This window comes from Kitasatospora sp. NPDC033851, assembly GCF_055576085.1.
Map to the genome: position 1 here is coordinate 242,805 of NZ_JBVIRL010000006.1, position 11,402 is coordinate 254,206.

Genomic DNA, 11,402 nt, shown 5'->3' on the forward strand with positions numbered 1-11,402 from the left:
CGACCGGGATTCCGCCGTACGGCCCCGGTCACGGCCAGGTCGGTTGATCGGCCGACCAGTCGAGCCGATCATTCGGGCCGGCCCGGTCGGCCGGCCCGTCGACCCCGCCGGTCTCAGCCGAGCCGGACGATCGCCCGGGACATCCCGAGGACCTTCTGCCCGCCCGTGGTCGCCAGCAGGTCGACCTGCACCCTGCGGTCGTCCAACTTCTTGGCGACCTTGGCCGAGACCTCGATCACCGCCCCGACCCCGTCGTTCGGCACCGGCACCGGACGGGTGAACCGCACGCCGTACTCGACCACCGCGGCCGGGTCGCCGACCCAGTCGGTGACCACCCGGATCGCCTCGGCCATGGTGAACATGCCGTGCGCGATGACATCGGGCAGGCCGACCTCCAGGGCGAACTTCTCGTTCCAGTGGATCGGGTTGAAGTCACCCGAGGCGCCCGCGTAGCGCACCAGTGTGGCGCGGGTCACCGGGAAGGACTGGGCCGGCAGCTCGGTGCCGACCTCGACCTCGTCGTAGCTGATCGCCATCGCGTTCACTCCCCCGCCTCGTCGGCGGCCCGGGCCACCAGGGTCATGACCGCCGTCAGCACGTGCTCGCCGGTCCCGTCCAGCACCTCGCCACGCACGGTGAGCACGTCGTTGCCCGCCAGCGACTTGATGTTGTCGATGGTCACAACGACCGAGAGCCGGTCGCCGGCCCGCACCGGGCGGGTGTAGGCGAACTTCTGGTCGCCGTGCACGACCCGGTTGAAGTCCAGGCCCAGCTCCGGATCCCCGACCACCTGGCCGGCCGCACTGTAGGTGACCACGAACGGGAAGGTCGGCGGGGCGATCACGTCCGGGTGGCCCAGTGCCTTCGCCGCCTCCGCGTCGGTGTACGCCGGGTTGGCGTCGCCGATCGCGATCGCGAACTCGCGGATCTTCTCCCGGCCGACCTCGTACGGCTCGGTGGGCGGGTAACTCCGCCCGATGAAGGAGGGGTCGAGCGCCATGGCAGCTCCTCGGAACGCGGATGGATACGAAGCGGTCGGATACGAAAATGACTCCGGGCCACACCCCCCATGAGGGATGCGGCCCGGAGTCGAGACCTGATTCACACAGGCCCGATGCCCTACAACGAGGTCAGCGGGTCTCGCGGTGCGCGGTGTGCGAGTTGCAGCGGGGGCAGTGCTTCTTCATCTCAAGACGGTCCGGGTCGTTACGCCGGTTCTTCTTGGTGATGTAGTTCCGCTCCTTGCACTCCACGCAGGCCAGCGTGATCTTCGGGCGGACATCGGTGGCAGCCACGGGAGTGCCTTCCTTGGACAACGAATAAGAACACGACAAGAGTAGCCGACCGGGAGTGCGATCTCCCGACCGACTACGCGGGGTAGCGGTGACCGGACTTGAACCGGTGACACAGCGATTATGAGCCGCTTGCTCTACCAACTGAGCTACACCGCCACAGTGATCCGCAGCACAGCCGAAACTGACCGCTTCTCACCAGAGCCCCCATGCGGAATCGAACCGCAGACCTTCTCCTTACCATGGAGACGCTCTACCGACTGAGCTATAGGGGCGAACGAGGAAGAGATTACACGTTTCGCGCCCGGAGGTGAAATCCGTATCCCGCGGCGAAGACCGCAGGTGGGCGAGGTGCACGGACGAGCGATCCAAGGTCGGGCGTTCGATCGGCCGGTGAGGAGTGCGGCCCGACCCGATACGACTATTGCCCGCCTCCCGGCTCCCCGCCCCTGCGCGCCATAGGCTCGACGCTCATTGATCGGAATCGACTGGCCGACCGTACGGGCCGGCGCGAGAAGGAGCCGGCGATGGACAGCGCAGCCGCCGACGGGCCACACCACGGGCCCGGCCCGGCGGCCAACCCGCTCGGGCACGGCCCGGTCCTGCTGCTCACCGGCGCCCGACTGGCCGACGGGCGAGTGGTGGACGTCCGGATCAGCGGCGACCGGATCCAGGCCGTCGGCACCGTCGGCAGCCTCGGCCCGCTGCCCGCCCTGCCCGGCGCGCCCACCGTGACCACCGGCGCCCGGATCGACCTCAAGGGCTACCTGCTACTCCCGGCCCCCGCCGAGGCGCACGCCCACTACGACACGGCCTTCTCCGCCGCCCTGCCCACCCCGCCGCCGGACACCCCGGCCGACCTCACCCGCCGGGTCACCGAGGCCGCGCTCACCTCGCTCGGCTACGGCGCCACCGCCCAGCGCACCCACGTCCGGATCGGCGACGTGCACGGGCTGCGCCCGCTGGAGGCGGTGCTCACCGCCCGGCAGGCCCTGCGCGGGCTCGCCGACCTCCAGGCGGTCGCGATGCCCCGGCTGCTCACCGGCCGGGCCGGCGCGGACGGCCGGGCGCAGCTGTGCGAGGCGCTCAAACTGGGCGCCACGGCGGCTGGCGGCTGCCCGGAGCTGGACCCGGACCCGGCCGGGTACGTGCAGCTGCTGCTGGAGGCCGCCCGGGAGGCGGACTGCCCGGTGGACCTGCACACCACCGCCGCCGACGCGGCCCAACTCGCCCGGCTGGCGGGCGCCCTGGCGCCGCTGCGGCCGCGGGTGACGCTCGGGCCATGCGGCGCGCTGCCCCACGGCGCGTCGACGGTGCTGGCGACCAGCGGGGTGCGGGTGGTCTGCCTGCCGCAGAACGGCGGCTGCACCGGCCTGGAGGGCCGGGCGGCGGGCCTGCGGCCGGGCCTGCTGCGGGAGTTGACGGCGGCCCGGGTGCCGCTGGCGGCGGGCAGCGGGGCACTGCGCGACCCGTCCAACCCGGTCGGCCGGGCGGATCCGCTGGAGGCGGCGTACCTGCTGGCGGCGGGCGGGGAGTTGGAGCCGGAGGCGGCGTACGACGCGGTGGCGAACCAGGCCCGGGCGGCGCTCGGGCTGCCGCCGGTCCGGGTGGACGCCGGGTTCCCCGCGGAGCTGCTGGCGGTGCGCGGGGACAGCCTGGCCGGGGCGCTGGCGGGCGGGCACAGCCGACTGGTGGTGCACAGCGGCCGGGTGGTCAGCCGGACCAGCGCGGTACGGGAGTTCGCGGACACCGTGGCGCTGGCGCTGCCCCGGCAGTCCGGGAGCACGGAGGACTGAGGGGCGGCCGGGGCCGGGGCTCGGGGCGACCGGCTCCGAGGGCGGCCTGACCCGCAAAAGGGGCGCGCGACGGTTTGTCGCGCGCCCCTCCCCCACCTACCGGCCGTCCTTCGACGGCGGCGTGAGCGGCCCCTGGCCTCCCCCACACGGAGCAGGTCCCGCTCGCCTCGGCACCGACGCTACGCCCACGGAGCACCACCGCCGACCGGCCTTGACGCCCCCCTGTCGCCCCGCGGCCCGCTCTTGACGCCCCGTTGACACCCGGACGGCGGGACGGGCGCGCTACGGCACGTACCGGTACCCGATCCCCGGCTCGGTGAGCAGGTGCCGCGGCCGGGCCGGGTCGCGCTCCAGCTTGCGGCGCAGCCCGGCCAGGTAGACCCGCAGGTAGTTGCCGCGCCCCTCCTGGGCCGGGCCCCACACCTCGCGCAGGATCTGCCGTCCGGGCACCAGCCGGCCGGGGCTGGCGAGCAGCAGGGTGAGGATCCGCCACTCGGTCGGGGTGAGCCGCACCGGGCCGTTCGGGCCGTTCACCGCGGTGGCCGCGAGGTCCACGGTGTGGTCGCCGATCACCGGCCGGGCCGGCGGGACACCGCCCAGCGGACGGCGCAGCACCGCGCGCAGCCGGGCCAGCAGTTCGTCCATCAGGAACGGCTTGGTGAGGTAGTCGTCGGCGCCCGCGTCGAGGGCCCCGACCTTGTCGGCGGCGTCGCTGCGGCCGGAGAGCACGATGATCGGCATCGCGCTGTGGGTGCGCAGGCCGCGCAGCACGTCCATCCCGTCGAGGTCGGGCAGGCCGAGGTCGAGCAGGACGGCGTCCGGGAGCGAGTGGGCGGCGCGGTCGAGCGCCTCGCCGCCGCTGGCGGCGGTGCGGACGGCGTACTGCCGGGCGCTCAGGTTGATCCGTAAGGTGCGCAGCAGGGCCGGTTCGTCGTCGACGACCAGAATCTCACTCATACGGTGGCTCCTCCCCAGGGGCGACGGGCTCGGTGGCGACGGGCTCGGTGGCGACGGGCTCGGTGGCGACGGGCTCGGTGGCGTGCGCAGTGGCGGGATACGCGGTGGCGGCGGGCTCGGTGGCGTGCGCGGTGGCGGGGTGCGCGGTGGCGGCGGGCAGGGTGAGCAGCATGGTGGTGCCGCCGCCGGGGGTGTCCTCGACCTCCAGGCTGCCGCCCATGGCCTCGGCGAGGCCGCGGGAGAGAGCAAGCCCCAGGCCGACGCCGGTGGTGTTGTCGGTGTCGCCGAGGCGCTGGAAGGGCAGGAAGACCCGGTCGCGGTCCTCGGGGGCGATGCCGGGGCCGCGGTCGATCACCCGGAGCTCGACCTGGTCGGCGTGGTGGCTGGCGGTGACCAGGACGGGCGCGCCGGGGGCGTTGTACCGCAGCGCGTTGGTGATCACGTTGGCGAGCACGCGTTCCAGCAGCGGCGGGTCGGCGAGCACCGCCGGGGCCGTGTCCAGGTCCAGCGGCTGGACCGGCGCGTACGGATCGGGGAGGCTGTCGAGCGCCCGGGGCAGGATCTCGTCCAGGTGGGTCTCGGTGAGGTGCAGGGTGAGCGCGCCGGCCTGGAGGCGGCTCATGTCGAGCAGGTTGTCGACCAGCCGGGTGAGCTTGACCAGGGACTCGTCCGCGGTGGCGAGGAGTTCGGCCTGGTCCTCGGGCGAGAACTCGACGTCGGGGCTGCGCAGCGAGCCGACCGAGGCCAGGGCGGCGGCGAGCGGGGTGCGCAGGTCGTGGCTGACGGCGGCGAGCAGGGCGGTGCGCATCCGGTCGGCGGCCTTGATGGGTTCAACCTCGGCGGCAACCACGGCGAGCCGGTCGCGTTCCAGGGCGGCGGCGACGTGGGCGGCGAAGGCGGTGAGCACGCGCTGGTCGGCGGCGGGCAGCCGGCGGCCGGTGAGCACCAGGACGGCGTCCGCGCCGACCGGGACCTCGGTGGTCTCCTGCGGGCCGTCGTCGTCCTGGTGCTCTCCCGCGCAGTGCGCGAGCACCTCGCCGTCGGCCCGGGAGAGTAGGGCGACCGCCCGCATGCCGAAGGCCGTCCGGGACTTCTCCAGCAGGGCGGGCAGCGCGTCGGCGCCGCGCAGCACGCTGCCGGCCAGGGTGGAGAGGGTCTCGGCCTCGGCGGTGGCGCGGGCGGCCCTGCTGGTGAGCCGGCCGGCGTGGTCGACCACGGTGGAGACGGTGAGCGCGATGGCGGCGAAGACCACCAGGGAGACGATGTTGTTGGTCTCGCCGATGGTCAGGCTGTGGATCGGCGGGATGAAGTAGTAGTTCAGCAGGACCGAGGCGATCAGCGCGGCCACCAGGGCGGACATAGCGCCGCCGAGCAGGGCGACGGTGACCACGCCGAGCTGGAAGATCAGCGCGTCGGTGGTGAGGTTGATCCGGCCGTCGGCCTGGGAGAGCACGGCGGTGAGCAGCCAGGGCAGTACGAAGCCCGCCACGTAGCCGACCAGGGTGCGGCGCCGGGAGTGGCGGCGGCCGAGCGCGGGCAGTCGGCCGCGGCCGGTGAACTCGTGGGTGACCATGTGGACGTCGATGTCCTCGGAGGCGTCCACGGTGGTCTGCCCGGTGCCGGGGCCGGTCAGGAAGCGGTTGATCCGGCCGCGGCGGCTGGTGCCGAGTACCAGCTGGGTGGCGTCGTGGGCGCGGGCGAAGGCGAGCAGCGCGGTGGGGACGTCGTCGCCGACGACCACGTGGTAGCTGCCGCCGAGGGTCTCCACCAGCTGCCGCTGCTGGGCGAGCGCGCCGGAGGAGGCGCCGGCCAGGCCGTCGCTGCGGGAGACGTGGACGGCCAGCAGCTCGCCGCCGGCGGTGCGGTCGGCGATCCGGGCGGCGCGGCGGATCAGGGTCTCGCCCTCGGGGCCGCCGGTCAGCGCCACAACGACGCGTTCGCGGGTCTCCCAGACCCGGTCGATCCTGTGGCTGGCGCGGTAGTCGCGCAGGCCCTCGTCCACCCGCCCGGCGACCCACAGCAGGGCGAGTTCGCGCAGGGCGGTGAGGTTGCCGACCCGGAAGTAGTTGGAGAGCGCGGCGTCCACCTTCTCCGCCTTGTAGACGTTGCCGTGGGCCATCCGGCGGCGCAGCGCCTGCGGGGCCATGTCGACGAGTTCGATCTGGTCGGCCCGGCGGACCACCTCGTCCGGGACGGTCTCGCGCTGCGGAATGCCGGTGATCTTCTGGACGACGTCGTTCAGCGATTCCAGATGCTGGATGTTGACGGTGGTGATGACGTCGATCCCGGCGGCGAGTAGTTCCTCGACGTCCTGCCAGCGCTTGGCGTGCCGGCCGCCGGGGATGTTGGTGTGCGCCAGCTCGTCGACCAGGACGACGGACGGGCGGCGGGCGAGCGCGGCGTCGAGGTCCATCTCCTCGAACTCGGCCCCCCGGTAGGAGCGCTGGACCCGCGGCAGGATCTCCAGGCCCGCCAGCATGCCCTCGGTGTGACGCCGGCCGTGGCACTCGATGTAGCCGACCACGACGTCGGCCCCGCGCTCCTGTCTGCGCCGGGCCTCGTCCAGCATCCGGTAGGTCTTGCCGACCCCCGGCGCGGAGCCGAGGTACACCCTCAGCCGGCCGCCGCGGATGGCGGAGCCGGTGGTGAGGTCGCGGGCCATGGGCACTGCTCTTTCCGTCGAGGATCCGACAGTTGGGATGGTGCGGGCGTGGTCGTGGTTGTGAGTGCGGGTGCGGGCCTGGGTGTGGGTGTGGCGCGGCCGGCCCGGCCACGGGAGAGGTTCTCCCATGACCGGGCCGGCCAGGTCACGCAGACTTCTGACGTAGCGTCATTTCTGCTCGCCCAGAGCCTTGTTGAGTAGCACGATGTTGACCGCCTCGCTGCCGAGGAAGCCGAGCGAGCGGCTCTCGGTGTAGGTGTCGACCAGCCGGTTCAGCTTGTCGGCCGGGAGGTTGCGCTCCTTGGCGACCCGGTTGACCTGCTCCTTGGCGTAGGCCACGGAGATGTGCGGGTCGAGGCCGGAGCCGGAGGCGGTCAGCGCGTCGGCCGGGACGCTCGCCGGGTCGACGCCGTCGAACGCGGCGACGGCGGCGCGGCGGTCGTTGACGGCCTTCAGCAGGTCCTCGCTGTTCGGGCCCTGGTTGGAGGCGCCCGAGTTGTCGCCGGCGTAGCCGTTGGCGGCGGGGCGCGGCTGGAACCACTTCGGGTCCGGCTTGGCCTCCTCCTTCGGGTCGTCCGGGTTGGCCTTGGGCAGGTTGAAGTTCTGGCCGATCAGGCTGGAGCCGACTTCCTTGCCGTCGGACGTCACGATCGAGCCGTTGGCCTTGTCGCTGAACGCGACCTGGGAGATCCCGGTGACCAGCAGCGGGTAGGCGACTCCGAGGATCACGGTCAGCACGAGGAGCACGCGCAGCGCGGTGAAGTGGGTCCGCACGGCGGCGGGCAGGGGCTTGGACATGGTGGTGGACTCCTCTCTCAGCTGAGGCCGGGGATGAACTGGACGAGCAGGTCGATCAGCTTGATGCCGACGAACGGGACCACCAGACCGCCGAAGCCGTAGATCCCGATGTTGCGGCGCAGTAGCGAACTGGCGTCGGAAGGCCGGTACTTGACGCCGCGCAGGGCGAGCGGGATGAGGCCGATGATGACCAGGGCGTTGAAGATGATCGCCGAGGTGATCGCGGACTGGGGGCTGTGCAGGTCCATGATGTTGAGGTGGCTCAGGCCCGGGTAGACGCCGGCGAACATCGCGGGGATGATCGCGAAGTACTTGGCCACGTCGTTGGCGATGGAGAAGGTGGTCAGCGCGCCGCGGGTGATCAGCAGTTGCTTGCCGATCTCCACGATCTCGATCAGCTTGGTGGGGTTGGAGTCGAGGTCGACCATGTTGCCGGCCTCTTTGGCCGCCATGGTCCCGGTGTTCATCGCGACGCCGACGTCGGCCTGGGCGAGGGCGGGGGCGTCGTTGGTGCCGTCGCCGGTCATCGCGACCAGCTTGCCGCCCTCCTGCTCCTTCTTGATCAGGGCCATCTTGTCCTCGGGCGTGGCCTCGGCGAGGAAGTCGTCGACGCCGGCCTCCTCCGCGATCGCCTTGGCGGTCAGCGGGTTGTCGCCCGTGATCATGACGGTCTTGATGCCCATCCGGCGCAGCTCGTCGAAGCGTTCCCGCATGCCCTCCTTGACCACGTCCTTGAGGTGGATGACCCCGAGGACGCGGGCGGGCTCCTCACCGATCCTGGTGGCCACCACCAGCGGGGTGCCACCTGCGGCCGAGATCCCGTCGACGAGCGTGGAGACCTCGTCGCCGACCCGGCCGCCGTTGTCGGCGACCCAGGTGGAGACGGCGGCGGCGGCGCCCTTGCGGACCTGGTGGACCCCGTCGGCCTCGTCGAGGTCGACGCCCGACATGCGGGTCTGGGCGGTGAACGGGACCCAGGTGGCGTGGGTCAACTCGCCCTGGGCGCGGGCCCGCAGGCCGTACTCGGTCTTGGCGAGGACCACGATCGAGCGGCCCTCGGGGGTCTCGTCCGCCAGCGAGGAGAGCTGGGCCGCACTGGCCAGTTCGTCCGTGGAGACACCGCTCACCGCGAGGAACTCGGCGGCCTGGCGGTTGCCCAGGGTGATGGTGCCGGTCTTGTCGAGCAGCAGGGTGTTGACGTCGCCGGCGGCCTCGACGGCGCGGCCGGACATCGCCAGCACGTTGCGCTGGACCAGCCGGTCCATGCCCGCGATGCCGATCGCGGAGAGCAGCGCGCCGATCGTGGTCGGGATGAGCGCCACGATCAGGGCGACCAGCACGATCATCGACTGCGGGGCGCCCGCGTAGGTGGCCATCGGCTGGAGCGTGACGACCGCGACCAGGAAGACGATGGTCAGCGAGGCCAGCAGGATGTTGAGCGCGATCTCGTTCGGCGTCTTCTGCCGGGCGGCGCCCTCGACCAGGGCGATCATCCGGTCGATGAACGACTTGCCGGGCTCCGAGGCGATCTTCACCACGATCCGGTCGGACAGCACCTTGGTGCCGCCGGTCACGGCGGAGCGGTCGCCGCCGGACTCGCGGATGACCGGCGCGGACTCACCGGTGATCGCCGACTCGTCCACCGAGGCGACACCCTCGACGACGTCACCGTCGCCGGGGATGACCTGGCCGGCCTCGACCACCACGTGGTCGCCGAGCTGGAGCGCGGTGCCGGGGACTTCTTCCTCGTCCTGCGTGGCGGGCCAGTTGGTGAGCCGGCGGGCGACGCTCTCGGTCTTGGTCTTGCGCAGGGTGTCGGCCTGGGCTTTCCCGCGGCCCTCGGCGACGGCTTCCGCCAGGTTGGCGAAGACCGTGGTGAGCCAGAGCCAGACCGTGATCGTCCAGGCGAACACGGACGGGCTGGCGATCGCGGAGATCGTGGTGACGACCGAGCCCACCTCGACCACGAACATCACCGGATTCTTGACCATCACCCGGGGATCGAGCTTCCTCACCGCGTCCGGCAGGGACGCGACGATCAGCTTCGGGTCGAGGAGGCCGCTCTGCACTCTGTGCGGCGCGGCGGGCACGGCCTCGGTGTCGGCCGGTACGGGGTTGAGCGTGGGGGTGGACATCAGGAGGTGAGACCTTCCGCGATCGGCCCGAGAGCCAGGGCCGGGAAGTAGGTGAGGCCGACGACGATCAGGATCACGCCCGACAGCAGGCCCACGAACAGCGGCTTGTGGGTGGGCAGGGTGCCCGGGGTGGCCGGGACCGGCTGCTGCTGCGCGAGCGAGCCCGCCAGCGCCAGGACGAAGACGATCGGCAGCAGCCGGCCGAAGATCATCGCCAGTCCGAGCGCGGTGTCGTACCAGTCGGTGTTCACGGTGATGCCGCCGAAGGCCGAGCCGTTGTTGTTGGCGGCCGAGGTGAACGCGTACAGCACCTCGGAGAAGCCGTGGGCGCCCGAGTTGAGCATCCCGGCCCGCTCACCCGGCAGGGCCATCGCCACACCCGTGCCGATCAGCACGATCGTCGGCGTGGTGAGGATGTACAGCGAGGCGAACTTCATCTCCCGGCCGCCGAGCTTCTTGCCCAGGTACTCGGGGGTGCGCCCGACCATCAGGCCCGCGACGAACACCGCGACGATCGCCAGCACGAGCATGCCGTACAGGCCGGAGCCGGTGCCGCCGGGCGCGATCTCGCCCAGCATCATGTCGAAGACCGTCAACCCGCCGCCGAACGGCGTGTACGAGTCGTGGAAGGAGTTCACCGCACCGGTCGAGGTCAGCGTGGTCGACGCGGCGAACAGCGAGCTGGCGGCGATACCGAACCGCTGCTCCTTGCCCTCCATCGCGGCGCCCGCGGCCTGTAGGGCGCTGCCCTGGTGCTGCGACTCGGCGAGGGTCAGCAGGGCGGTCGACGCCACCCAGAAGAGACCCATCACCGCGACGATCGCGTAGCCCTGGCGGTTGTCGCCGACCATTCGGCCGAAGGTTCGGGGCAGCGCGAACGGGATCACCAGCAGCAGGAAGACCTCGACCAGGTTGGAGAAGCCGGTGGGGTTCTCGAACGGGTGCGCCGAGTTGGCGTTGAAGAAGCCGCCGCCGTTGGTGCCGAGCAGCTTGATGGCCTCCTGGGAGGCCACCGGGCCGCCAGGGATCTTCTGCACCTCGCCGCTGAGCGTGGTCACCTCGTGGAAGCCGTGGAAGTTCTGGATCACCCCGGAGGCGGCCAGGACCAGGGCGAACACGATCGAGATCGGCAGCAGCAGCCGCAGGTTGATCCGGACCAGGTCCACCCAGAAGTTGCCGACCCGGTCGGTGCGGTTGCGGGTGAAGCCCCGGATCAGCGCGGCCACCACCGCGATGCCGACGGCCGCCGAAACGAAGTTCTGCACCGCCAGGCCCGTCATCTGCACCAGGTGGCCCATCGCGGACTCACCCGCGTAGGACTGCCAGTTGGTGTTGGCGACGAACGAGATCGCGGTGTTCCAGGCCTGGTGGCCCTCCATCTGCGGCACGCCCAGGCTCAGCAGCAGGTAGCCCTGGAGCCGGATCAGGCCGTACAGGAACAGGACGGAGACGGCCGAGAAGGCCAGCACCGAACGCAGGTACACCGGCCACCGCTGATCGGCGTCGCCGTCGACCCCGATCACCCTGTAGATGCCGCGCTCGACTCCGAGGTGCTTGGAGGTGGTGAGCAGTTTGGCGATGTAGTCGCCCAGGGGGCGGTAGCACAGGGCCAGCGCGCCGACGAGGGCGAGGGCCTGCAGCCAGCCCGCGAGAGTGGATCCCATGTCAGAACTTCTCCGGGAAGATCAGCGCCACGACGAGATAGCCGACGAGCGCGACAGCCACGACCAGACCAGCGATGTTCTCGGCACTCACAGCTTCT

General features: G+C 71.7%; 10 protein-coding genes and 2 tRNA genes. 1 reads left to right on the top strand and 11 read right to left on the bottom strand.

Annotation, left to right across the window (positions count from 1 at the left end):
- Nucleotides 1-113: 113 nt before the first annotated feature.
- The 5 genes from ACZ51D_RS14700 to ACZ51D_RS14720 form a co-directional block, all read right to left on the bottom strand.
- Nucleotides 114-536, bottom strand: coding sequence for a MaoC family dehydratase (locus tag ACZ51D_RS14700; protein ID WP_465616112.1), 423 nt, complete (start codon nucleotides 534-536; stop codon nucleotides 114-116).
- 5 nt (nucleotides 537-541) lie between these two features.
- Nucleotides 542-1,000 (bottom strand): FAS1-like dehydratase domain-containing protein, encoded by a 459-nt coding sequence (locus ACZ51D_RS14705; protein WP_465616110.1) that lies wholly within the window; start codon nucleotides 998-1,000, stop codon nucleotides 542-544.
- Between the two features lie 130 nt (nucleotides 1,001-1,130).
- Nucleotides 1,131-1,295 (bottom strand): 50S ribosomal protein L33, encoded by a 165-nt coding sequence (gene rpmG / locus ACZ51D_RS14710; protein WP_006604855.1) that lies wholly within the window; start codon nucleotides 1,293-1,295, stop codon nucleotides 1,131-1,133.
- Nucleotides 1,296-1,378: 83 nt separating this feature from the next.
- A tRNA-Met gene (locus ACZ51D_RS14715) sits at nucleotides 1,379-1,451 on the bottom strand.
- Between the two features lie 43 nt (nucleotides 1,452-1,494).
- Nucleotides 1,495-1,567, bottom strand: a tRNA-Thr gene (locus ACZ51D_RS14720).
- Between the two features lie 252 nt (nucleotides 1,568-1,819).
- Between ACZ51D_RS14720 and ACZ51D_RS14725 the strand changes: the two genes are divergently transcribed.
- Entirely contained in the window at nucleotides 1,820-3,088 is a 1,269-nt protein-coding gene (locus tag ACZ51D_RS14725) for an amidohydrolase family protein (protein ID WP_465662449.1), read from the top strand.
- A gap of 282 nt (nucleotides 3,089-3,370) precedes the next feature.
- Here the strand turns inward: ACZ51D_RS14725 and ACZ51D_RS14730 are convergent, their stop codons facing one another.
- From ACZ51D_RS14730 to kdpF, 6 genes are all read right to left on the bottom strand, one after another.
- Complete coding sequence (locus ACZ51D_RS14730; protein WP_465616106.1) at nucleotides 3,371-4,045, bottom strand: response regulator; 675 nt, start codon at nucleotides 4,043-4,045, stop codon at nucleotides 3,371-3,373.
- On the bottom strand, nucleotides 4,038-6,707 hold the full coding sequence (locus tag ACZ51D_RS14735) for an ATP-binding protein (RefSeq protein ID WP_465616104.1): 2,670 nt from the start codon (nucleotides 6,705-6,707) through the stop codon (nucleotides 4,038-4,040). The genes ACZ51D_RS14730 and ACZ51D_RS14735 overlap by 8 nt, the downstream gene beginning before the upstream one ends.
- Before the next feature lie 168 nt (nucleotides 6,708-6,875).
- The gene (gene kdpC / locus ACZ51D_RS14740; RefSeq protein ID WP_465616102.1) at nucleotides 6,876-7,505 is read right to left on the bottom strand and encodes a potassium-transporting ATPase subunit KdpC; all 630 of its coding nucleotides are present in this window, start codon (nucleotides 7,503-7,505) and stop codon (nucleotides 6,876-6,878) included.
- Nucleotides 7,506-7,522: 17 nt separating this feature from the next.
- Nucleotides 7,523-9,640: a potassium-transporting ATPase subunit KdpB gene (gene kdpB, locus ACZ51D_RS14745; RefSeq protein ID WP_465616100.1), complete on the bottom strand. Its 2,118-nt coding sequence runs from the start codon at nucleotides 9,638-9,640 to the stop codon at nucleotides 7,523-7,525.
- Nucleotides 9,640-11,304 carry a potassium-transporting ATPase subunit KdpA gene (gene kdpA / locus ACZ51D_RS14750; protein WP_465616098.1) on the bottom strand — a complete coding sequence of 555 codons (1,665 nt, stop codon included), beginning with the start codon at nucleotides 11,302-11,304 and terminating at the stop codon, nucleotides 9,640-9,642. Before kdpA ends, kdpB begins: the two co-directional genes overlap by 1 nt.
- 1 nt (nucleotide 11,305) lies before the next feature.
- Nucleotides 11,306-11,395: a K(+)-transporting ATPase subunit F gene (gene kdpF, locus ACZ51D_RS14755; protein WP_045693083.1), complete on the bottom strand. Its 90-nt coding sequence runs from the start codon at nucleotides 11,393-11,395 to the stop codon at nucleotides 11,306-11,308.
- Nucleotides 11,396-11,402 lie beyond the last annotated feature (7 nt).

Excerpts from the sequence above, each read along its gene's own strand:
- ACZ51D_RS14730 (WP_465616106.1), bottom strand. The coding sequence starts at position 4,045 with ATGAGTGAGATTCTGGTCGTCGACGACGAACCGGCCCTGCTGCGCACC.
- ACZ51D_RS14735 (WP_465616104.1), bottom strand. The coding sequence starts at position 6,707 with ATGGCCCGCGACCTCACCACCGGCTCCGCCATCCGCGGCGGCCGGCTG.
- ACZ51D_RS14725 (WP_465662449.1), top strand. The coding sequence starts at position 1,820 with ATGGACAGCGCAGCCGCCGACGGGCCACACCACGGGCCCGGCCCGGCG.
- kdpB (WP_465616100.1), bottom strand. The coding sequence starts at position 9,640 with ATGTCCACCCCCACGCTCAACCCCGTACCGGCCGACACCGAGGCCGTG.
- kdpA (WP_465616098.1), bottom strand. The coding sequence starts at position 11,304 with ATGGGATCCACTCTCGCGGGCTGGCTGCAGGCCCTCGCCCTCGTCGGC.
- ACZ51D_RS14705 (WP_465616110.1), bottom strand. The coding sequence starts at position 1,000 with ATGGCGCTCGACCCCTCCTTCATCGGGCGGAGTTACCCGCCCACCGAG.
- ACZ51D_RS14700 (WP_465616112.1), bottom strand. The coding sequence starts at position 536 with ATGGCGATCAGCTACGACGAGGTCGAGGTCGGCACCGAGCTGCCGGCC.
- kdpC (WP_465616102.1), bottom strand. The coding sequence starts at position 7,505 with ATGTCCAAGCCCCTGCCCGCCGCCGTGCGGACCCACTTCACCGCGCTG.